Source organism: Flavobacterium frigoritolerans (assembly GCF_025847275.1).
Lineage (GTDB): Bacteria > Bacteroidota > Bacteroidia > Flavobacteriales > Flavobacteriaceae > Flavobacterium > Flavobacterium frigoritolerans.
Genome location: NZ_JAOZEV010000002.1, coordinates 208,700 through 231,907 on the forward strand (window position 1 = coordinate 208,700; position 23,208 = coordinate 231,907).

Genomic DNA, 23,208 nt, shown 5'->3' on the forward strand with positions numbered 1-23,208 from the left:
ACTTAAAACTTAACGACTACTTTTTCTGAAACTAATTTATCATTTTGATAATATTCAAAGTACCACTCGTTATCTTTTGCATTTAGAGACCCCTGAATATCACCTTTTATTGCTATAAATGAATCAGGACGTGAAGTTTTCATCAATTTCATAACTACTTTTGGAGTTTTATCAATTAACTGATAGCCTGTTTCAGTAGGTTGTGCATACAACAAATTAGGGTCGTTATTATTTACAACTGTATTCACAACTGCATTAGAAGTTACAGCAACAGGAGCTACTGAAACTGAAGATTGATTATTTTTAGTTACTGATGCTTTTGTTCCATTATATTTATAATTCAAAGCGTTAACTGATACAAAGGCCTGATTTAAAGCTTCGGAATATGCTAAATCATATTCTTTTGTTTTACTTTTTCCTATTGCAGATGTAAAAACTATTTTCCCATAACAATCTTTGAATGTTATATACAGCTTTGTCACCAAAAATGCATTGTCTTTTACTACATCTACATACAATAAATCGCATCTATTATAATCATCCGTAACTGTTTCATTGACATAAAAAGCTTCAAAACCAGCTTTATTTAAATTAAACTTCGTAAGTGTAGCTAATCTGTATTGATTTTCTGTTTTCATGAAATCATATTTCAATGGAACAACAACTGCTTTGTAGTCGTTAACAGATTGAGAAAAACCATAGCTTGAGATAAATATAAGCAATAATAAGATTCTTGTTTTCATAGTTTATAAGTATTTTTTTAGTTCTAGTAAATGATTAATTTGTTTTATATTTTGTTGCGCTTCAATTTTTTTCTCATTAAAGAAAATTGCATCAAGTCCAGCACTCAGAGCTCCCTGAACATCGGCATCAAGACAATCTCCAATCATTATGCTATTCTCTTTTTTAGAATTAGCAGAATTTAAGGCATATTCAAAAATAATAGGATTAGGTTTCTTTACCCCTGCCATTTCTGAATTTGTAACTGTTTGAAAATAGTCTCCAATATTTGAGTTGATTATTTTTCTATGTTGAACATCTGCAAATCCATTAGTAATGATATGCAATCTGTATTTATTTTTTAGATATTCTAAAATCTCAATTGCCCCATCAAAAAGATAATTATTATCTGGTAGTACCCTAATATACTCATCCGCCATTTCATTAACTGACTCATCTGAAACTGCATAATTCAAAGCATCAAAAGTATGTTTCAATCTATTATAACGCAACTCAACGTGCGAAATTTTATCGTTTTGATACAATTTCCAGCAAGCCTGATTTATAGGGATATACTTTTCTATGAAAGTGTTAATCTCAATTGTTGGGTGACGCTGATTTAAGATAGCTTCAAATGCTAATTCTGAATTTTTATCAAAATCCCAAAGCGTATGATCTAAATCAAAAAAAATGTCGGTAATAGTAGTATTCATAAGTTAAAAATTCCTTCATCTACAAAACTATAATATTTTGAATCAGTTATAATCAAATGATCTAAAACTTTAACATCTAAACTTTCTCCTGCCATCTTTATTTTCTTTGTAATTTCTTTATCTGCACCACTTGGCTGCAAATTGCCCGAAGGATGATTATGGCATAATATCAAGCTCGTAGCTCTAGTTTCAAGTGCTAATTTAAAAACAAGGCGCACATCAACAACTGTTCCTGTAATACCTCCTTTACTCAATTGCGATTTAGAAATTATTTTATTAGAATTATTTAGAAAAAGTACCCAAAACTCTTCATGTGATAACTCTCCAATAATAGGCTGCATCATCTCAAAAACTATTTTACTGGAGGTAATTTCGTCTAATTTAGAAGCAGCCTCTAATCTTCGGCGACGGCCTAATTCTAAAGCAGCTATAATTGTAATAGCCTTCACCTCTCCTATTCCTTTAAATTTAGTTAATTGCAAAATTGACATTTTACCTAATGCATTCAGATTATTATCTACACTTAATAAAATTCTTTTACCCAAATCAACTGCCGATTCGCTCTTACTACCAGAACCAATCAAAATAGCAATTAATTCAGCATCACTCAAAGTATCTTTACCTTTAAGTCTCAATTTTTCACGAGGCTGATCATCCTCAGACCAATCTGTAATAGGAAAATGTGTTGATTCCATAAATACCTTTCCGTTTTTTTATTTAAAACATAAAATCAATATTCTCACTAGTTATTTTCATAGCTTGAATTATAACTTTTACTTAAAATATCTCAACTGGCTAAACTACATAAAAAAGAAGAAAATTCAGTCAAATAATTTTAAATCCTATTGTAAAGATGCCTAAATTTATAAAAAAAACATGAAATATATTTCAATACTACTAATCACAATCTTGCTTTATTCTTGTAAACAGGAAGATAAAACCAAGATTACGTCTTATAATTCTCAAACATCTAAAACATTTGAAGAGAAACTGTCAGATGCAGCGATATCTATTATTGATCCAACAATAGATTATGATCCCGCTTACTTATCAATTAGATACCCAAATGGAGACGTCCCTAAAAATAAGGGAGTCTGCACAGATGTTATTATTAGATCTTATAGAATATTAGATATTGATTTACAAAAAGAGGTACATGAAGATATGGTTGCTAATTTTTCTAAATATCCAAATTTAGAAAAATGGGGAATGACAAAAACTGACACTAATATAGATCATAGAAGAGTTCCTAATTTGGAAATTTTCTTTGAAAGAAAAGGACAAAAATTAGCCGTAAATCAAAATCCATCAACATATAAAACTGGTGAAATAGTAACTTGGATAATTAACGAAAAACTTCCTCATATTGGAATTATTACCAATAAAAAATCACGAGATGGGAAACGGAATCTAATCGTTCATAATGTTGGTGGAGGACAAGTTATGGAAGACTGTCTATTTGACTATAAAATTGTAGGACATTATAAATTCGGGAAATAAACTTTAAAAAAAGTGCCAATCACAAAAATGTAATTGGCACATAATCTAATTTCTTAATTAAGAAATTAATTCCTTCACTTCATCAAAGTTCAAGCCACCATAATTCCCTGAACTCATTAATAGCAATGCCGAATTTTCTAAATTCAAATTGAATAGATACTCTTTAAAATCTTTCGGATTCGTATAAATAATCAAATCTTTACGATTAAAAGCTATCGCAATTTGCTCATAGGTAACCTCTTCTAGTTGCTTAATTTTTACAGCATCTGGAGAATAAAAAACAACAGCGACATCTGCATATTCTAATGCTCCTTCATATTCTTTAAGAAACGCCGCATTCAAGCTACTATAAGTATGTAATTCCAAACAAGCAACTAAAGTGCGATTTGGATATTGTTCTTTTACAGCTTTAGTCGTTGCTGCTACCTTACTTGGCGAATGTGCGAAATCCTTATATGCTACTTTTCCTTTACCTTCTCCAATTTTCTCAAGTCGTTTAGAAGCTCCTTTAAAGCTAGCTATAGCTTCATAAAAATCGGCTTCATCTACACCCATATTCTGGCAAATCCATTTTGCTCCAGCAAGATTGTTCAAGTTATGCGCTCCAAAAACCTCAATTGGCATATTCCCTTCTGGAGTTTCAAGAAGCGTTACCCCATCACTTACTGTATAATTTGGTGTATGATACGCCAATTTCCTAATTGGGTTCGTAGCTGCTTCTGCCACACGTTTTACCTCAGGGTCATTTTCATTGTAAACCAATATCCCCCCATTTGTAATCTTTTCAATAAAAATCTCAAACTGTTCTACATAATTCTCATAAGTAGGAAAAACATTAATGTGATCCCAAGCAATTCCCGAAATTAAAGCAATATTAGGCTGATACAAATGAAACTTAGGTCTTCTATCTATCGGTGAAGATAAATACTCATCTCCTTCCAAAACCATAAAATCATTCTCTTCGGTTAGATGTACCATAGTTTCAAACCCTTCTAATTGTGCTCCAACCATATAATCTACTTCGATATTATGATAATGCATTACATGCAAAATCATCGAAGTAATTGTTGTTTTACCATGAGAACCACCAATAACAACTCTAGTTTTATTTTTTGATTGTTCATATAAAAACTCTGGATAAGAATATATTTTCAATCCTAATTCCTGCGCCTTTAATAATTCAGGATTATCTGCCTTAGCATGCATTCCTAAAATTACTGCCTCGATATCTGAAGTTATTTTTTCAGGAAACCATCCCATTTCCAGAGGTAAAATCCCTTTTTTTTCTAATCTTGATTTCGAAGGTTCAAAAATGGCATCATCGCTTCCTGTAACTTGATATCCTTTATTATGTAATGCTAGTGCCAAATTGTGCATGGCGCTTCCGCCAATTGCTATAAAATGTGTTTTCATTTTAGTTTGCTCGGTTATTCGTTTATTAATCTTGATTAAATCAATTTTGTTTATTTTTATACTCATCCAAAACTGCTTTTGCCTTCACAGGTTGATTCATTTTCTTCTGGTATAAGTTAGCAAGCATTTGATAACTTACTTTAGATTTGCTTACTATAATTGCATGTTTATATTGTCGCTCTGCATCTGAATACCTTTTAAAATACTCATCAATATGCCCTCTAGACAAATATCCGTCTATTGGTGATAAATCCAATAATTCATCCGAATATTTAATTGCTTTAGCTTGACTACCACCTACAATTCCTGGTAATTTTAAATTTAATTCTATAAGAGCCCATCGCGCTTCTATATGTTTTGGATTAAGTACAATTGCCTGCTCAAATGCCCCTCTCACTTCATCAATCATTCCAAGAGCCTTAAACTTATTTACTTCAAGAGCTTTCATACCCAAAGCTCCTCCATATTTATAAAAATAATTAGCCCCTGATGGTTTTACCATTTTTAATTTTTTATAATAACCTACAGCATCATCCCATCTTTTATTACGACTAGCAATATCACCCAAATATTCTAAAGATTTAAAATCAGAAGGATTTTCTTTTAAAGCAGATTTAAAAAGAACTTCTGCCTTATCAAAATTTTCAGCTTCAAATAATTTTTGAGCTTCAAATAATTTTTGAGCTTTCTCAAAAATTGTCTGCGACCAAAATAAGGTCGGAAATAAAAGAAAGATTATTATTATTTGTTTCATACTCCAAAAATAGTGGAAATATAAAACGTATCATTTCTTTTTAAGTATAAATTAGTAATTTGCAAAGAAAATATCTCTGGCTACTTTAACTATTCTATCTTTTAAAATTTAATAATAAATAAAACAAGAAACCCGACAAGTTTTAAAAACTTGTCGGGTTTAATTTTATTATAAAATCGAATTACTTCACAATTGTCATTTCATCAACAATGTGTTTAGCTCCAGCATATTTATCGATAATCCAAAGCACATAACGAATATCAACATTGATAGTTCTTTGTAATTTAGGATCAAAGATAACATCTCCAGCCATTGCTTCGATATTTCCATCAAAAGCAACTCCAATTAATTCTCCTTTTCCGTTAAGAACCGGCGAACCTGAATTTCCTCCTGTGATATCATTATCTGTTAAGAAATTCACTGGCATGTATCCAGCTTTATCTGCATATTGTCCAAAATCTTTTGCTTTGTTTAATTCTAATAATCTTGCTGGTAAATCAAATTCCTGATCTCCTGCTTTATACTTTTTAACCATTCCGGCCATTGTAGTATAATTATTAACTTTAGCATCATTTCTCTTATCTTCTGGCAAAGCACGAACTTTTCCATAAGTCAATCTCAAAGTAGAGTTTGCATCTGGATATTTAATAGTATTTAATTTAGACTCTCTTAAACCTTCTACCAATTCGCGGTAAGCAATCGCAAAGCCATCATCAGCTTTTAATTGTCCTTCAGTTTTTGTACGGTATTTTGTTAGCAAATCATTAGAAATAATATACAATGGATCATGTACAATAGCTAATGGTTTAGGATCTGCCATAAACGCTAACACTTTATCTTTAGATGTGAAATAGCTTATCTCAGTTGCCTTTGCAACATCTGCAGTAAAATCACCATTATTCTCTGATTTCATTTTAGCTATTTGTGGAGCTAAACCATACTCAACAGCTTTAGAAGCATATAAATTTAATTGAGCAGTTAGCACATCTTTTTCAAGCGGCGCATAAAATTCACCATAAATATTATCAATCAGGGCGTTAATCTTAGGCAACATCTCTGCTTTTTTAGCGTCATTTTCTCTATAATAAGCTATCAATGCATTCCCCAAATTTGCTGGTCCAGTTGCATAACTTGAAGTACGCAAAAGCTGTGTTAAGTAATTATCATGAGTCGCTTTTAAATTAGTTTCTCTATAATAACCGTTAATAGTTGGAATTACATTTTCGTATTTTTCTTTATTAGCTGGCAAAGAAGCCCATTCGTAAAACTTATCTTCTTGTTCTGTTTTAGTAGCTACTGTTCCCGCTTTTGTTAAAGCATCGATCATACCTTGACGGTTTTTCCAGTAGTTTGCTGTTGAAGCATATTTAGACGCATATTGCAAACGAACTGTTGCATCTTTATCCATATACTTTTTCATTTGGTCCATTCCTGTTTTTGCACCTTCAACCCAAGCAGGATAAGCAAACTTTATGTTTTGCTCAATTCCACCAGCTGGCATCCAACGGTTTGTTCTTCCGGGATAACCTAATATCATAGCAAAATCATTCTCTTTAACTCCTTTTAAGCTTACTGGCAAATGGTGTTTTGGCTGTAAAGGCACATTGTCTTTAGAATATTCTGCAGGATTTCCATTTTTATCGGCATATACTCTAAACATAGAGAAATCTCCAGTATGACGCGGCCATTCCCAGTTATCCGTATCCCCTCCAAATTTTCCAACACTCTCTGGTGGTGTCCCTACTAAACGTACATCTGTATAATCCTGATACACGAAATAGTAATACTCATTCCCTTGAAAGAAAGGACGAACAGAAACTGTATATTTTCCACCCTCATTATTTTCTTTCTCAATCAGAGCCATTTCTTGTTGAATAGCTTTGTTTCTTTCTGATTCTGTCATTTTATCATTTACTTTTGATAAAATTCTTTTAGAAACATCATCCATACGTACGAAGAAACGAACGTATAATGATTTTGGTTTCATTTCGGCACTTTTGTCTTTTGCCCAAAAACCGTTTTTTAAGTAATTCTGCTCTTCACTAGAAAGCTCTGCGATAGCATCGTAACCACAGTGATGATTCGTTAAAACCAAACCGTTTTTAGAAACCATTTCGGCAGTACATCCACCATTAAACTGGACTATTGCATCTTTCAAACTATGATTATTGATACTATAGATTTCTTCAGATGTAAGCTGTAAGCCCATTTTCTGCATATCTCTATGATTCAATCTCTCGATAAACATCAAAAACCACATTCCTTCATCTGCTTTCACAGGAAAAGCCATAAGGCACATTGTCAAAAATAAAATTATTTTTTTCATACGTATTAAATATTTTTAGTTGTGCGAATATAGTTCATTTTCGCAATTAAACATCTAAGCGCAATCCCCAAATTAAACATATCTATAAATTTTCACCTAATACCTGTTAATTCCTCACATTCAAAATAAAATATATTCCATAGAATGCATTTTATTTCATAAATAAATATGTAATAAATAATTTATTAAAAAATAACAATACATAATTAATTTCTTATGAAAATTATCATACTTTTGTAAAAAATAAAATTAAAATCACATGAAAAAATTATTACTATGTATTGCTTTAGTTGTTTCTACAATGGCTACAGCACAAAAAGGTTCAATCCTTGTAGGAGGAAATGTTGAATATTCTTCTGATAAAATTGGAGATATTAAAAACGAATCATTTGATTTTTCACCAACATTCGGTTATCAATTTTCAGAAAACTGGACTGCAGGGGTAAATGCTACTGTTGGTAACATCAAAAAAGACAACGGTCAAAACTCAAACAATCAAAAAATTGGTGGATTTGTTCGTTACTCAAGACCTCTTAACGAAACTTTTGCAGTTTTTGCAGATATAGGATCAGGTTACCAACAGAATTCTATAAATGATGCAAAAGGAATGTATGCTTATATTACACCTGCTTTATTCATAAACATGAACAAAGGCTTTGGTTTAAACTTTTCAATAGGTGGACTTAACTATGATAACATAGATGGTAAAAACGACTTAAGACAAGAGCACATTAAATTCAATTTTGGAAAAACATTAAACATTGGTATTTCTAAAAACTTTAGTTTGTAAAAATACGTTCTTTATTGAAACAAAAAAAACCACCAATTGGTGGTTTTTTTGTTTATATATAATATCTATTCAGACATTAATCATTCAACATTTTCCACAATTTATCTTTCAACTCAGACAAGCCTTGTTGGGCTACAGATGAAATGAACATATAAGGAGTATCTTTAAAAGCCACATCAAGCTCAACTTTTAACTCTGCTTTAAGCTCATCGTCTAACATATCACATTTGGATATTACTAATAGACGTTCTTTATCCAACATCTCTGGATTGTACTTTGTTAATTCATTTACCAAAATATCATACTCGGCCTTAATATCTGGTGTATCGACTGGAACAAGAAATAACAAAGTCGAATTACGTTCTATATGACGTAAGAAATAATGACCTAAACCTTTTCCTTCGGCTGCCCCTTCAATAATTCCTGGAATATCAGCAATTACAAAAGATTGAAAATCTCTATAAGCTACAATCCCTAAATTAGGTTTTAATGTCGTAAATGGATAATCTGCAATTTTAGGCTTCGCAGAAGTCAAAACTGACAACAATGTAGATTTACCTGCATTTGGAAAACCAACCAATCCAACATCAGCAAGAACTTTAAGCTCCAAGATCACATCCATTTCTACTCCAGGCAAACCTGGCTGCGCATATCTTGGTGTTTGATTTGTTGAACTTCTAAAATGCCAGTTTCCCAAACCACCTTTTCCTCCTCTTGAAAGAATTTGTTTTTCTCCGTGCTCAGTAATTTCAAACAAGGTTTCACCTGTTTCTTTATCTTTTACAACTGTTCCTAATGGCACTTCAATAAACTTATCATCACCATCAGCTCCAGTACTTCTATCTCCTCCACCGTCTCCTCCATGTCCAGCTTTAATGTGACGAGCAAATTTTAAATGAAACAAAGTCCAAAGTCCTTTATTACCAACTAAAAAAACATGCCCACCACGTCCACCATCTCCACCATCAGGACCGCCTTTTTCAATAAATTTCTCTCTATGTAAATGCGTAGAACCTTTTCCTCCTTTTCCGGAAGAAACAAATATTTTAACGTAGTCTACAAAATTTCCCTCTGTCATATTTCTCAGTATTCAGTTGCAGCTGCAGTTTACAGCGCAAGTTGCGACTGAAAACTGTAACCAAAACTATTTTAATGTTAACCTTTTAATGCTTTTATTAATACTTTATCAATCTTTACGCCATCCATATCGATGACCTCTAATTCAAATTTTTGCCAAATTAATTTCTCCCCTTCTTTTGGAATGCGAGATAATTCGGTCATTATTAAACCACTTACAGTGGTAACTTCATAATCATTAATTAATTCATCTAACTCAAAATAAGTTAAGAAATCATGCAATGAATAATGTCCATCAACCAACCAGGTTCCATCTTCTCTTTCTACTAACTGAAACTCGTCTTTATAAAAATCCGCTGCATCTCCTACAAGAGCTTCGAGAATATCATTTAATGTTATAATTCCTTGAAAAATTCCATATTCATCAGAAACGAAAGCATAATGTATTCCCGTTTTCTTAAAATTCTCTAATGCTTTATAAGCCGTTGTTTGCTCCATTATAAAAGGAGCTTCGGTCATTATAGAGGCCAAACTGAAATCTTCTTTTTCTATATTGGCAAAAATTGTTTTCAAATTAACAACTCCCGAAATATCATCATAGTTCTCTGTATAAACAGGATAAATGGAGTGTAAATCTTCTAAAATCAATTCTTTTACACGCTGTTTATCTGAATTTAACGGTAAGAAAACTACCGATTTTCTGTGTGTCATTAACGAGTTAACTTTTCTATCACCGATATGAAAAACACGTTCCACAATATCTTGTTCTATCTCTTGTACCTCACCACCTTCAGTACCTTCTTTAATAATAGCTTTTATTTCTTCTTCGGTAACTTTACCATCGGCAGTTGGTTTTATTTGCAAAACGTTCAACAAAAAATCTGTTGAATTAGTTAATAACCAAATAAACGGAGCTGTAATAATCGAGACAATCTTCATTGGCAAAGCCACAGCTTTAGCAATAGCTTCAGGGTGATTTAAACCAATTCTCTTAGGTAACAACTCACCCAAAACAAGAGAAAAGAAAGTTAAAACCACAACTACAATCCCTACAGCAACAGAATGCGCATAAGGTTGAAAAACTTCAAATTTACCTACAAAAGCTTCAACATCCATCGTGATTTTATCACCACTATAAATACCCGTCAAAATCCCTATTAAGGTAATTCCGATTTGTACAGTCGATAAAAACTTATTTGGTGAGTTGGCTAAATCTAAAGCAATTTTAGCACTTTTATTACCTTTCTTGGCAGCTGTCTCTAATCTATTCTTCCTTGCCGAAATCAATGCGATTTCCGACATAGAGAAAACCCCATTTAAAATTATTAGAAAAAATATTATTAGTATTTCCATTTTTATGTTTAAATATTTAAAGTTTAAAGCCTAAAATTTACCCCGAATAAACACTATTTAGGTAAATCTTAAACCTTAAACTTTAAACTATTTTTTTTATTACAAATTATCAATTACACTAGTCAAACGCTCAGTTATTTCTTCAATAGACCCGATGCCATTTACTGCGTAAAATTTATTTTGCTCTTTATAGTATCCAATTAATGGAGCTGTTTTTTCATTATATTCCTGATATCTCACACGAATTTTTTCTTCGTCCTGATCATCTGCTCTTCCACTTGTTTTTCCTCTTTCTAATAAACGAGCTACTAGAATTTCATCATCAGCCTCTAAAGCAATTGTTGCCGTAACACTTGTGCCAATAGTCGGTAAAAACTTATCTAATGCTGCTGCCTGATCTAGTGTTCTTGGATAACCATCAAACAAAAACCCTGCTGTATCTGGATGTTTTTTTACTTCATCAATTAACATTGCAGTAGTTACTTCGCATGGGACTAATTCCCCATTATCCATAAAAACTCTAGCTTTCTTACCTAAATCTGTATCATTTTTTAAATTAAAACGAAAGATATCTCCAGTTGAAAGATGTGTTAACTTATATTTTTCTTTTAAAAATTCTGCCTGAGTCCCTTTTCCTGCACCCGGTTTTCCAAATAAAACAATATTAATCATAGTTTGTGTGTTGTGTCGTACTTCCTTATTCTTTTAAAGAAGTTTAAAGTGAATAGCTAATTTATAATTCTTTGATTTTGGTTCTAAATTTATTCTGCCAATTGGTATATTTCAGACAAATTTCTTCCCAAACCATCGTAGTCTAAACCGTAACCAACAATAAATTTGTTTGGAATTCGAATTCCGATATAATCAATTTTAACATCTTTTTTATAAGCCTCAGGTTTAAAGAACAAAGTAGCTATTTTTAAATGCTTAACATTTTGTTTTTTAAACATTTCTTTAAGTTCAACTACAGTATTTCCTGTGTCAACAATATCTTCAATAATAACCACTGATCTTCCGGTTAAATCTTGATTCAATCCTATCAGTTGTTTAACATCGTGAGATGTTTCTGTCCCTTCGTAAGATGCCATTTTAATAAATGAAACCTCGCAGTGTTTTTTATATTTTTTTAAAAAATCGGCAACAACCATAAAAGAACCATTAAGAACACCGATAAAAATTGGAATTTCATCTCCAAAATCATCTTGTACCTGGGCTACCATTTTAGTAATTGCAAAATCGATTTCTTTAGCCGAAATAAACGGAACAAATTGTTTATCGTGAAGTTGTATCATTATTTTTTACATTTAAAATAATGGGCAAAGATACAGAATTCGAGTTTTAGAATTGAATATTGACCCTAAATTTGTATTTTTAAATCAAAAAAAAAATTGATGGCCTCTGAATTACAAAAAACCCTTGATTATGTAAGTGCTTACAGAGAAAATAGAGTTAAAGGTGCGCAAACTGTTTTGGAAAATCCTGATTGTTTTCCGGAATTAATTGCAATTTGCTTCGACATTTCTGACAAAAACACGCATAAAGCCTGTTGGATTCTAGAATTTGTATCTTATGAAAAGCTAGAATGGTTACAACCTCATCTTGATTTTTTTTGCGCCAATCTTAAACATTTAAAAGACGAAAGTTCTATTAGACCCATTGCAAAAATCTGCCAACTTCTCGTCAAAGCTCATTACAAAAAATCAGAAATAAATAGCACACTTTCAGAAACTCAGCTTCAAGACATCATCGAAACCAGTTTTGATTGGTTAATAACCGATACTAAAGTCGCAGCAAAAGCCTACTCTATTAGAACCTTACATATATTAGGCAAACATTACGATTGGATTCATCCCGAATTACAAATCATACTAACCAAGGATTACGGAAATCATACTGCTGCTTATAAAGCTGTTGCAAGAGAAGTTCTTAAGAAAATAAAATAGGATTTTCCTATTCAATCATTATAAAGTATCTTTGCGCATCACAAACACACAACAATGAATTATTTTTCTTCTGATTTTAAATTAGGAATATTAGGCGGTGGACAATTAGGCAAAATGCTTCTTTTTGACACACGTAAATTTGACATACAAACTTATGTTTTAGACCCAAGCGATGAAGCTCCAAGCAAAATCGCCTGTAATAAATTCTTTCAAGGTGATTTAATGGACTTTGAAACTGTTTACAATTTCGGGAAACAAGTAGATGTTTTAACTTTCGAAATCGAACTTGTAAACCTTGAAGCCCTTGAAAAACTAGAAAACGAAGGCATAAAAGTATATCCTTCGCCAAAAACCTTAAGAGGAATTCAGAATAAAGGAATCCAAAAAGATTTTTACATCAAAAACAATATTCCAACTGCTCCTTTTGAAAGATTTGAAAATCTGGAAAGCCTAAAAGCTGCTGTCACATCGAGCAGAGTCGAGATGCCTTTTGTATGGAAATGTACGGAGTTTGGTTATGACGGAAATGGCGTAAAAGTTATTCGCCAAGCTTCAGATTTAGATAATCTCCCAAATGTAGAGTGTATTGCTGAAACAATGGTTCCGTTCAAGAATGAACTTGCTGTAATTGTTTGTCGCACACCATCGGGAGAAATAAAAACATATCCTGTTGTTGAAATGGAATTTCATCCAGAGGCAAATCAGGTAGAATATGTAATTTGTCCTGCAAGAATTGATGAAAAAGTAGCTCAAAAAGCAAGAGCGATTGCGCTTAATGTTTCAGAGAAATTTAATCATGTTGGTCTTTTGGCAGTTGAAATGTTCCAAACTCAAGATGATGAAATTTTGGTAAACGAAGTTGCTCCTCGCCCACACAATTCTGGTCATTATTCTATCGAAGCCAGTTATACTTCACAATTCGAAAACCACTTACGTGCTATTTTGGATCTTCCGCTAGGAAATACCGATAGTAAAGTAGCTGGCGTTATGGTAAACTTAGTTGGAGCCGAAGGATTCTCTGGCGATGTAATTTACCAAAACATCGAAACTATTTTAGGATGGAATGGCGTTACGCCACATATTTATGGTAAAAAGCAAACCCGTCCTTTCAGAAAAATGGGTCACGTTACAATCGTAAATGAAGATATGAATGAGGCAAGAAGAATTGCTGAAGATGTTAAGAACACTATTAAAGTGATTAGTGCTCAGTAACAGTTTTCAACCTTAAAGTTTAAACAGATTTAAAATCAATATAAGTGACAGTTTTCAGTTGTAGTTTGCAACTTTAAACCTTTAACTTTAAACAAAAAAATAAAATGAGCAAAGTAGCCGTAATCATGGGGAGCATCTCCGACATGCCAGTAATGCAAGATGCCATCGATATATTAAAAGGATTTGATATCGAAGTTGAAGTAGATATCGTTTCGGCACATAGAACGCCAGAAAAACTATTCGATTTCAGTAAAAACGCTCATACCCGCGGAATTTCGGTAATTATTGCTGGAGCTGGTGGAGCAGCACATTTACCTGGAATGGTTGCTTCCATGTCGCCACTTCCTGTAATTGGAGTTCCTGTAAAATCAAGCAATTCTATCGATGGTTGGGATTCGGTTTTATCGATTCTACAAATGCCAGGCGGAGTTCCTGTTGCAACTGTAGCGTTAAACGGAGCTAAAAATGCTGGAATCCTTGCTGCACAAATCATAGGAAGTCATGATAAAGTCGTTTTAGACAAAATCATAGCGTATAAAGAAAGCTTAAAAGAAGCCGTTTACAAATCTTCTGAAGGCTTGAAATAATTTTCAGTTTTCAGTCGCAGTTTATACTCAAAACTGCGACTGAAAACTGAAATCATGCTTCATCTTCAATTTCCTCCAGAACAGATTCAAATTCATATTCAGTTATGTCTTCTTTATTTATCCAATTCTCTGAAGTAACCAAGCTGTAATTTATATCATCATTTGTTATCAATTCCCAAACAATACCTTGAGCTTCTGGAAACGGAATATTTTGAGACATTTGATCTTCAAACAATCTTTTTATAAGATTTCTGTCCGACAAGCCATTATTTAATAATTTTAGTACGTTTTCGGCTGTCAATTTTTGTACTGCACCATCAGTTGGTGTCATCGAAAAATGAACAACCGAAGCTTTTGCATTTGGAAATTTTCCGTTATATGCTTTAAAAAGTAATTGATTGACATGAAATAAAGTTCCTTGCATATCTATTTCGGGATATTCCTCACAAACCTTATCAATTAACATATTGTGCGCTATTTGCTCAATTTGCCCTTCATTTAATTTATCTCCCAATTTGTATTTTAATACTATCTCAGCAGCTTCATTAGGCTCATAATCTGAAATAGCCATTTCTAATAATTCTGGCAAATTCTTTTTCTCGGCTGTTGCTCCATCAGGATAGTTAAATCTTTCTAATAACTGAATAAGGTCTTCATCTGACCAATATCCTTCTACTTCGTTTACAGTATCAATACGTTTTATTATAATTTGGTAGTTCATCATTTTTATTTACAATTGTTTATAATAAGAATTTTATAATCCTTCTATTTTTACAATTTAAGATTTTTAAACCGGCTGCAGCAATAAATAACATATCTATAACACAATTTAAGAGGATTTTATGCTGAGAATCAAGCTTGTTTAGGTCGCTAGATTTTCATAAATTGCTATCTTTGGAATTCAAAAATATCGACTTCAATTAATAAAATAATTACATCATAATGAACGTTTTACTTTCAAAATTTACAACCAAACATAATACAGCACCTTTTTCGCAAATTAAAATCGAAGACTACGTTCCTGCATTTCAGGAAGGAATTGCTTTGGCAAAAGCCGAAATTGATGCAATTGTAAACAATCCCGAAACACCAAATTTTGAAAATACTGTTGTAGCAATGGATTTTTCAGGGGATATTTTAGATCGCCTTTCGAGTGTTTTTTTCAACTTAAATTCTGCTGAAACGAATGACGAAATGCAAAAAATCGCTCAGGAAGTTTCTCCATTACTATCTGAATTTGGAAATGACATTACATTAAACGCTGCTTTATTTGCAAAAATAAAAGCCGTTTACGACCAAAAAGAGCGTTTAAATCTTAATCCGGAACAAACAACTCTTCTTGACAAAAAATATAAAAGTTTTTCAAGAAACGGGGCTAATCTTCCAGAAGATAAAAAAGATAAACTTCGTGAAATCGACAAAGAATTATCAAAATTAAGTTTGCAATTTGGCGAGAATGTTTTAGCCGAAACTAATGCTTTCGAATTACATCTTATTGATGAAAAAGATTTAGCCGGATTACCCGAAGGAACTATCGAAGCAGCTCGTTCATTGGCTAAAAGCCAAGAAAAAGAAGGATGGATTTTTACTTTAGACCATCCAAGCTATGTTCCGTTTATGACCTATGCTGACAATCGTGAATTGCGTAAAAAATTAGCAATCGCTTTTGGAGCAAAAGCATTTCAGAACAATGAATTTGACAATCAGGAAATTGTACTTAAAATCGTGAAATTACGTTTTGAAAGAGCCAATTTATTAGGATATAAAACTCACGCTCATTTTGTTCTAGAGGAGCGCATGGCCGAAAACCCTGAGAAAGTATTTTCTTTCTCGAATGATTTATTGGCAAAAGCAAAACCTGCTGCCAAAAAAGAATTTGCTCAACTTACTGCTTTCGCAAAAGAATTAGACGGAATAGAACAATTAGAAAAATGGGATGGTGCTTATTATTCAGAAAAATTAAAGCAACAACTTTTTAATCTGGATGATGAAAAATTAAAGCCTTATTTTCAATTAGAGAAAGTACTTAACGGTGCTTTTACAATTGCAGGAAAACTATACGGACTTACTTTTACTGAAGTATTTGACATTGATAAATACCATGAAGAAGTGATGACTTACGAAGTTACGAATGATAAAAATGAATTAGTTTCTATTTTCTATGCTGATTTTTTCCCAAGAAAAGGAAAGAGAAATGGTGCTTGGATGACATCATTTAAATCGCAATATAGAAAAGATGGAACAAACGAAAGACCACACATTTCGAACGTATGCAACTTTACAAAACCAACTGAAACAAAACCGTCATTACTAACTTTTAATGAAGTAACAACGTTGTTTCACGAATTTGGTCATGGCTTACACGGAATGTTAGCCGATACAACTTACCCAAGTTTATCTGGAACATCCGTTTATTGGGATTTTGTAGAATTACCAAGTCAGATTATGGAAAACTGGTGTTATGAGCCTGAAGCTCTAGCATTGTTTGCAAACCATTACGAAACTGGCGAAATCATTCCGATGGAATATGTAAATAAAATCAAAGAAAGTGCTAGTTTCCAAGAAGGCTTAGCAACATTACGTCAATTAAGCTTTGGATTATTAGATATGGCTTGGCACGGGCAAGACCCAACCGCAATCACTGATTTAAAAACATTCGAAACCGAACAATTTAAAGACACCCAATTATATCCAGACGTGAAAGAAAATGCTATGAGTACTGCTTTCTCACACATTTTTCAAGGAGGATATTCTTCTGGATATTACAGCTACAAATGGGCTGAAGTCCTAGATGCTGACGCATTTGAATACTTTCAGGAAAAAGGAATTTTCAATAAAGAGGTTGCAACTAAGTTTAAAGACAATGTACTTTCAAAAGGAGGAACAGAGCATCCTATGATTTTATACAAACGTTTTAGAGGTCAAGAACCAAAACCTGAAGCTTTATTAAAAAGAGCAGGATTGATTTAAACTGAATACCCTATAAAAGCAAAAAGCCAGTACTTATACTGGCTTTTTATTTTAGTAAGCTTTTATTTAGGCAATATTTTTTTACTGTATGGAGGTAATGAAATTATTGAACCAAACACATGACTCAATCCATTTGGATTTAGTGTATAGCCATGGCAATAAAAACAAGATCTGGAATCACCTGCATTACTTGCTGAACTTGGAGATTGAAAATAGGTCTCCATAGTAGTATTTGCTAATTGCCCTGTCCCAATTGCATCTCCTTTATGAATAGAATCTGTTGCTGATCCATATGGATAAGATTTACCATTTGGCACCGAACCACCAAATGTCCATGTAGCACCTATTAATAAATAATTTCTCCTAATATCTTTTACATCAAGCATTTTTCGTACTACATTATTAATAGAAATAATTTCACTATTAGAATCTGCCGGAGTTTTATCCTCTCCATTTGGAACTGTATTTGATGCCACTCCCCAAGCCATAATTCTTCTAGCTGTGGGGCTATTAACCGCAGGATTCTTAATATTAATTATATTAGAATTAGTTGTATCAACAGTCATATTCTGGATATTTTGCGCTCCTACAGTATCATTTGCATTAGCATTAAAAAGCCATCCTGTACCAGTATCTGCTTTTACCTGTTTTATTTTATCATTTACATCTCTGTAGGCATAAGCAGCATTAGGTGAATTTTTTTCATGTTCAAAAGTAGCCCAAATCATTTCAGGATGCCCAGCTACACTTCCTACAACGTGCATTCCTACCAGAGCTAATGTTGTAGTTGTTTGCCCATTTATAACCCATTTATTCGGATTAGATTTATCATAAGTTGGAATCTTTGCTTGGATAGTAATATAACTAGCTGCATTAGGCAAATCTTTAACTTCAATCCATGACGTTTTTAATTCCATTGCCAAAGCATCTGGATCTGGAGGAGTAGCCCAGCCTTTGGTTTTTGCATAAGCCAGAATACTATCTCTCGCACTAGCAGTTGTTGGAAATTGATTGCCTTTTAATTTTCCTTCATTAACTCCTGTTAAAAAATAAGCATACACATCATTAACCATTGTGATATAATATACTAATGACTTATTTTCTCCCATTAAGGCACCATGAGATCCTGCCTGTCCTTGTTCTGTTTGGACTTCTTCTCCTTTAGAATTTAAGAAGACTGATTTTTTCCCCACTTTAAATTCTTGTAAAACATTCGCTGGATCTACTTTACTTTCAATAACTGGTTTTGCATTTTTAATAACTTTTCCTTTAATATCTATAAACGAAAGCAATCCTTTAGTATCTGTTGTAATACGACTTACTTGTACTAATTTATTACTTTCATCCTTAACCTTTTCATTACTTTTCGGAGGTTCTACCTCGAATATCCTTCCTGATTTATCTCTTACAAGTGGCAAACGGTTTGGCCCATTTTGGTTAATATTTCCTACTGCACTAAGTATTTCATTTGGATTATGCTGCGTCATAGTTCGTTTTCCTTTAGCATCTGGAGGTGACACATTATAAAATACCGCAGATTCTAAAACTGTACCTTTTCCGCTATATGTCCCTGAAGCTGGAGACGTAATCCATAAGAACATCTGCTCCGACCATTTATAGAAATCGCAATTATTATTATGAGGAAACGTAACACTATTTGCTGGCATTACTAATCCATTTTCTGACACTTTTCCTGTCTTAAACCAAGAATTAAATTCTGACTCAGAAACTGTACAGGATTGTTTTACATCTTGTGGTAAATATTCACCATCACTAGAAACTGATGCCGCTAATTCCTTCTTTTTATTACATCCTACAAATAGGACTATTGCTACAGTAAACAATACTGCCGCAATTTTAATGGCTGTTTTTTTCATTTTCTTTATTTTTTAAATTGGTTGATTTTTTTTGCAAACGCATTCTGTCTTTATACGATAGATTTTCTAACATTTAATTTTGCAGTGGGCATAGGTATAATTTAGTTCCTCTATTGCGCAACAGTAACTTCTAGTTTCAAGGATAGAATCTTTCATAGCCTATCGTTTTAAATAATTCTCGATTAATTAGACAAAAGACTAACTGTTACTGAGTTTTTAAGCCGCAATGTAGCTTGTTTGCTATGTAAAAAAGTTTCATTAAAATTAGGCAACCTCCTATTATTATATCCTAAGGTTTCTATTTGTAAATTCTCTTTTTTACGTTTAAGAAGATTCGAATCAATACATAAATTTGAATGATTGCCAAGACTCTGATAAGTCCATATACCAGGATCTAAATTTGGGGGAATGTGTAACATATTTAATTATTTAACAGGTTAAGTAGTAAAGAATTTTGGGGGATTATTATCTCTTAATTAAAACCATTCAGTTATTCAATAATAAAGGAACAATAATCCAACAAACTAAGACAACGTATAAATACCTGATTTTCAAATTAAAATAATTTCATTTAACATTTCTCAAAATAACTTTCATTTATTTTTGAAAGTTTAAAAACTTTTACTTACATTTGAACTATGGAATTCAAAGAAGCAAAAAATAAATTCGTTCAAACATGGGGAGCTTTAGGTTCACAATGGGGAATTAATAAAACCATGGCACAAATCCATGCTTTATTGATGATTTCTAACGAACCTGTTTCTATGGAAGATGTAATGGAAGAGTTGCAAATTTCCCGAGGTAATGCCAGTATGAATTTGAGAGCTTTGATGGATTGGGGAATTGTTTACAAAGAATACAAATCGGGAGAAAGAAGAGAATTCTTTACAGCTGAAAAAGACTTAGACGAACTTGCTGTAAAAATTGCAAGAGAAAGAAGCAAACGCGAAATTAAACCTGCTCTTAAAATATTAAAAGAAGTTTCCTCGATTGACTCGAAAGATTCTGCAGAAGAAAAACACTTTGTTGAGCAAACCACCAAGTTGTATGATTTTGTATTAAAAGCAGATAATATGCTAGATAAAATGACTGAATTTAATGAAAACTGGTTGGGACGTTTGGTTCTGAAAATCATGAAATAATACATCAGACTAAAAAAATTTAATTAAAACTTTCATTTTTTTCTGAAAGTTTAAAACAATAAATAACTATGACACTATTTGATAAACTACACAAAATCAATAAAGTTTTTTATTTCACAACTCTTGGGCTTTATCTTTTCATATATTTTGGAATGCTATTCCAAATCATCTTAGGGATTGTACAAATAACAATCGGAGTTATTCTTCTGGTGAAAATGAAAGAACTCAGTAAAGAAAAAAAGAAACAAATTTATATCTATTGGATATTAGTTGCGATAGCTGGATTCTTAATCTTAACCTATTCAATGCTTGGAAATGACAAAGCTAATTTCATTACCCTTTTTTTAATTCCAATGTTAATAGCAACCTATTTCTACTTTCTAACCGCAAATATTAATTCTGATTCATTTCTAACCGCCGAATGGAAAAATTTAGCATTATTTAATTACGAAGTCGATCCTAAAATACTAGAAAAATATGTTCCTCTAGGAACTGAAATAGATTTATGGAACAACAGATGTTATGTGAGTCTTGTCGGTTTTATGTTCGAGAATACAAAAGTATTAGGCATCAAAGTCCCTTTTCATATTGACTTTGAAGAAGTAAATCTTCGTTTTTATGTTAAACGATTTGAAAATGGAGAATGGAAACGTGGAGTTGTTTTTATTAAAGAAACTGTACCTAAAACTGCTATTACATTTATAGCAAACACTTTATACAATGAGCATTACCAAACCAATGAAATGATGCATTATGTCTCTGATAATAAAGAAACTAATTCTTTTGTTTATCAATGGAAAAATCACAACAAGTGGAATACAATTAAAGTAAAAACAGGAAAAGAGGAATTAGAAATAGACTTAAACTCTGAAGCCGAATTCATTACCGAACATTATTTTGGATATACCAAATACAACAAAGACACCACTTTCGAATATGAAGTAACCCATCCCAGATGGGAACAACTAGCAATAATTGATTATAAAATAGATGTCGATTTTGAAGATAACTATGGGAAAGATTTTGCATTCCTGAATGAATCAAAACCAGTTTCGACTTTTTTAGCAATCGGCTCTAAGATTACTGTTGAGAACAAGAAAAAAATAAAATTATGAATGTAAATCTTAATATTATTGGGTATTTCATTTACTTAATGATTACCATTTTCATTATTGTACGAGTTGGGAAAACTTGCTATAGAAATGGTAACATCTTCGTTTCAGAGCTTATCCCTAACCACGAAGATTTATGCCAACGAATAAATCAAATGCTGCTTCTGGGGTATTACTTATTGAATATTGGGTATTGCGCAATGACTTTAATTTCGTGGGAAAAAATAATAGCTATCAATCAGCTCATCGAGGTAATAGCAACCAAAACTGCAATTATCATCTTTATCATTTCAGGATTACATTATATAAACATCATCATAATAACTAAATACATTCAGAAATTAATCAATAACTAATAAATCAAACATCATGGAAACTACAAAAATTTTAGTCGGTTATGCAATCTATTTACCAATAGCACTTTTCCTAACGTATTATGTTTCTAAAACTTTATTCGCAAACGGAAAAATATACATGCTGGACATCTTTAGAGGAAGAGAAGAAATTGCCGATGCAACCAACAAACTTTTCGAAACAGGATTTTACCTTCTTAATCTTGGCTTTGCATTAATGATATTAAGAATAAGCGAAGACATTAATAATTATCAAATTTTAATTGAAGCTTTGAGTTATAAAATAGGAAGTTTTTCTATTTACTTAGGATTAATGTTATTCCTTAATTTGTATTTCTTCTTTAGAGGAAAAAGAAAAGTAAGTGAAAGAAATAATGCAATTGCATAAACTCCGATTCTAAACTAATTTTAAGATTTAAAAAAATATCATGCAAAACAAACTCGTAATCGCAGCCGGAACAGGATTTTTAGGTCAGGTATTAGTCAATCATTTCAAAGATAAATTTGAAAAAATCATTATTCTCACTCGAGGACAGTCTAAAACAATTGACTCCATTAAATACGTTAATTGGGATGCAAAAACTTTTTCTGGCTGGGAAAACGAATTGGAAAATGCAACAGTTTTAATAAATCTGGCAGGGAAATCTGTAGATTGCCGCTATAGCAAAGAAAACAAAAGAGAAATTTTATTATCTCGAATTGAAAGCACCAAGATTTTAAACAAAGCTGTATTAAATTGTGTAAATCCGCCTAAACATTGGCTGAATTCATCAACAGCTACAATTTATCGCTTTTCGTTGGATAAAGAAATGGATGAAGTTAAAGGAGAAATTGGAAATGACTTTTCTATTAACGTCGCTTTATCTTGGGAAAAAGCATTCTTTAAAACCGAAACTCCTAATACACTAAAAACCGCTTTAAGAACTTCGATAGTTTTAGGAAAGAAAGGAGGCGCTTTTATTCCTCTAAAAACCTTAGCCAAAATTGGTTTCGGAGGAAAACAAGGAAAAGGAAATCAATTTATTAGTTGGATTCACGAAGATGATTTTGCGAATGCAATAGAATTCATACTTCAAAAAGAAATGATTGGAGTTGTTAATGTTGTTTCTCCTAAACCCATCCGTAATGCCGACTTTATGAAGAAACTTCAAAAAGCAGTTGGTTTCCCTTTAGGAATTCCGATAAATGCTTTTCTGCTTAAAATTGGAGCTTTCTTTATTCGAACAGAACCCGAATTGGTTTTAAAAAGTCGAAATGTAATTCCGAAAAAGCTTTTAGAAAATGGATTTAAATTTAAGTTTGATGATGTAGAGAATGCTTTCAAAAATTTATTGAAGTAAAATCTTTAACAAAGATAACGCCTATT

At 32.2% G+C, this 23,208-nt stretch carries 24 protein-coding genes; 11 read left to right on the forward strand and 13 right to left on the reverse strand.

From position 1 onward, the window contains the following. Positions 1-2 precede the first annotated feature (2 nt). The 3 genes from OIU80_RS03535 to radC are packed head-to-tail and all read right to left on the reverse strand — an operon-like array spanning position 3 to position 2,128. Complete coding sequence (locus OIU80_RS03535; RefSeq protein ID WP_264285677.1) at positions 3-743, reverse strand: hypothetical protein; 741 nt, start codon at positions 741-743, stop codon at positions 3-5. 3 nt (positions 744-746) lie between these two features. Continuing rightward, on the reverse strand, positions 747-1,433 hold the full coding sequence (locus OIU80_RS03540; protein ID WP_264285678.1) for a YjjG family noncanonical pyrimidine nucleotidase: 687 nt from the start codon (positions 1,431-1,433) through the stop codon (positions 747-749). Further along, positions 1,430-2,128 carry a RadC family protein gene (gene radC / locus OIU80_RS03545; RefSeq protein WP_264285679.1) on the reverse strand — a complete coding sequence of 233 codons (699 nt, stop codon included), beginning with the start codon at positions 2,126-2,128 and terminating at the stop codon, positions 1,430-1,432. Before radC ends, OIU80_RS03540 begins: the two co-directional genes overlap by 4 nt. A 181-nt stretch (positions 2,129-2,309) precedes the next feature. Here radC and OIU80_RS03550 point away from each other — a divergent pair, with 181 nt between their 5' ends. After that, on the forward strand, positions 2,310-2,933 hold the full coding sequence (locus tag OIU80_RS03550) for a DUF1287 domain-containing protein (RefSeq protein ID WP_264285680.1): 624 nt from the start codon (positions 2,310-2,312) through the stop codon (positions 2,931-2,933). Between the two features lie 57 nt (positions 2,934-2,990). Here the strand turns inward: OIU80_RS03550 and OIU80_RS03555 are convergent, their stop codons facing one another. The 3 genes from OIU80_RS03555 to OIU80_RS03565 form a co-directional block, all read right to left on the reverse strand. After that, positions 2,991-4,346 (reverse strand): UDP-N-acetylmuramate--L-alanine ligase, encoded by a 1,356-nt coding sequence (locus OIU80_RS03555; RefSeq protein WP_264285888.1) that lies wholly within the window; start codon positions 4,344-4,346, stop codon positions 2,991-2,993. Positions 4,347-4,386: 40 nt separating this feature from the next. After that, positions 4,387-5,100 carry a tetratricopeptide repeat protein gene (locus tag OIU80_RS03560; protein WP_264285681.1) on the reverse strand — a complete coding sequence of 238 codons (714 nt, stop codon included), beginning with the start codon at positions 5,098-5,100 and terminating at the stop codon, positions 4,387-4,389. A gap of 181 nt (positions 5,101-5,281) precedes the next feature. Further along, positions 5,282-7,426, reverse strand: coding sequence for a S46 family peptidase (locus tag OIU80_RS03565; protein WP_264285682.1), 2,145 nt, complete (start codon positions 7,424-7,426; stop codon positions 5,282-5,284). Positions 7,427-7,685: 259 nt separating this feature from the next. Between OIU80_RS03565 and OIU80_RS03570 the strand changes: the two genes are divergently transcribed. Next, positions 7,686-8,216: a BamA/TamA family outer membrane protein gene (locus OIU80_RS03570; protein ID WP_264285683.1), complete on the forward strand. Its 531-nt coding sequence runs from the start codon at positions 7,686-7,688 to the stop codon at positions 8,214-8,216. Positions 8,217-8,292: 76 nt separating this feature from the next. On the opposite strand, the gene obgE is transcribed toward OIU80_RS03570, so the two are convergent. The 4 genes from obgE to hpt form a co-directional block, all read right to left on the reverse strand. Next, positions 8,293-9,294, reverse strand: coding sequence for a GTPase ObgE (gene obgE, locus OIU80_RS03575; protein WP_264285684.1), 1,002 nt, complete (start codon positions 9,292-9,294; stop codon positions 8,293-8,295). A gap of 77 nt (positions 9,295-9,371) precedes the next feature. Continuing rightward, on the reverse strand, positions 9,372-10,646 hold the full coding sequence (locus tag OIU80_RS03580) for a hemolysin family protein (RefSeq protein ID WP_264285685.1): 1,275 nt from the start codon (positions 10,644-10,646) through the stop codon (positions 9,372-9,374). A 99-nt stretch (positions 10,647-10,745) separates the two neighbouring features. Next, on the reverse strand, positions 10,746-11,318 hold the full coding sequence (locus OIU80_RS03585) for an adenylate kinase (protein WP_264285686.1): 573 nt from the start codon (positions 11,316-11,318) through the stop codon (positions 10,746-10,748). A gap of 89 nt (positions 11,319-11,407) precedes the next feature. After that, positions 11,408-11,938, reverse strand: coding sequence for a hypoxanthine phosphoribosyltransferase (gene hpt, locus OIU80_RS03590; protein WP_264285687.1), 531 nt, complete (start codon positions 11,936-11,938; stop codon positions 11,408-11,410). 99 nt (positions 11,939-12,037) lie between these two features. On the opposite strand from hpt, the gene OIU80_RS03595 reads away from it, so the two are divergent. From OIU80_RS03595 to purE, 3 genes are all read left to right on the forward strand, one after another. Continuing rightward, positions 12,038-12,589, forward strand: coding sequence for a hypothetical protein (locus tag OIU80_RS03595; protein WP_264285688.1), 552 nt, complete (start codon positions 12,038-12,040; stop codon positions 12,587-12,589). Positions 12,590-12,643: 54 nt separating this feature from the next. After that, positions 12,644-13,801, forward strand: coding sequence for a 5-(carboxyamino)imidazole ribonucleotide synthase (locus OIU80_RS03600; RefSeq protein ID WP_264285689.1), 1,158 nt, complete (start codon positions 12,644-12,646; stop codon positions 13,799-13,801). A 104-nt stretch (positions 13,802-13,905) separates the two neighbouring features. Next, positions 13,906-14,388 (forward strand): 5-(carboxyamino)imidazole ribonucleotide mutase, encoded by a 483-nt coding sequence (gene purE, locus OIU80_RS03605; RefSeq protein ID WP_264285690.1) that lies wholly within the window; start codon positions 13,906-13,908, stop codon positions 14,386-14,388. A gap of 52 nt (positions 14,389-14,440) precedes the next feature. On the opposite strand, the gene OIU80_RS03610 is transcribed toward purE, so the two are convergent. Continuing rightward, positions 14,441-15,112 (reverse strand): hypothetical protein, encoded by a 672-nt coding sequence (locus tag OIU80_RS03610; RefSeq protein WP_264285691.1) that lies wholly within the window; start codon positions 15,110-15,112, stop codon positions 14,441-14,443. A 218-nt stretch (positions 15,113-15,330) separates the two neighbouring features. Between OIU80_RS03610 and OIU80_RS03615 the strand changes: the two genes are divergently transcribed. Next, positions 15,331-17,358, forward strand: coding sequence for a M3 family metallopeptidase (locus tag OIU80_RS03615; protein ID WP_264285692.1), 2,028 nt, complete (start codon positions 15,331-15,333; stop codon positions 17,356-17,358). 62 nt (positions 17,359-17,420) lie between these two features. On the opposite strand, the gene OIU80_RS03620 is transcribed toward OIU80_RS03615, so the two are convergent. Continuing rightward, the gene (locus OIU80_RS03620) at positions 17,421-19,235 is read right to left on the reverse strand and encodes a hypothetical protein (RefSeq protein WP_264285693.1); all 1,815 of its coding nucleotides are present in this window, start codon (positions 19,233-19,235) and stop codon (positions 17,421-17,423) included. Positions 19,236-19,417: 182 nt separating this feature from the next. Further along, positions 19,418-19,654, reverse strand: a complete 237-nt coding sequence (locus tag OIU80_RS03625) for a hypothetical protein (RefSeq protein WP_264285694.1) — start codon at positions 19,652-19,654, stop codon at positions 19,418-19,420. A 219-nt stretch (positions 19,655-19,873) separates the two neighbouring features. Between OIU80_RS03625 and OIU80_RS03630 the strand changes: the two genes are divergently transcribed. The 5 genes from OIU80_RS03630 (at position 19,874) to OIU80_RS03650 (ending at position 23,182) form a co-directional block, all read left to right on the forward strand. After that, positions 19,874-20,377: a GbsR/MarR family transcriptional regulator gene (locus OIU80_RS03630; protein ID WP_264285695.1), complete on the forward strand. Its 504-nt coding sequence runs from the start codon at positions 19,874-19,876 to the stop codon at positions 20,375-20,377. A 68-nt stretch (positions 20,378-20,445) separates the two neighbouring features. After that, positions 20,446-21,492 (forward strand): YqjF family protein, encoded by a 1,047-nt coding sequence (locus OIU80_RS03635; protein ID WP_319004954.1) that lies wholly within the window; start codon positions 20,446-20,448, stop codon positions 21,490-21,492. Beyond that, positions 21,489-21,845, forward strand: coding sequence for a hypothetical protein (locus OIU80_RS03640; protein WP_264285696.1), 357 nt, complete (start codon positions 21,489-21,491; stop codon positions 21,843-21,845). The genes OIU80_RS03635 and OIU80_RS03640 overlap by 4 nt, the downstream gene beginning before the upstream one ends. A gap of 13 nt (positions 21,846-21,858) precedes the next feature. Beyond that, positions 21,859-22,230: a hypothetical protein gene (locus OIU80_RS03645; RefSeq protein ID WP_264285697.1), complete on the forward strand. Its 372-nt coding sequence runs from the start codon at positions 21,859-21,861 to the stop codon at positions 22,228-22,230. Positions 22,231-22,270: 40 nt separating this feature from the next. Then, positions 22,271-23,182 (forward strand): TIGR01777 family oxidoreductase, encoded by a 912-nt coding sequence (locus tag OIU80_RS03650; protein ID WP_264285698.1) that lies wholly within the window; start codon positions 22,271-22,273, stop codon positions 23,180-23,182. Positions 23,183-23,208: the final 26 nt, after the last annotated feature.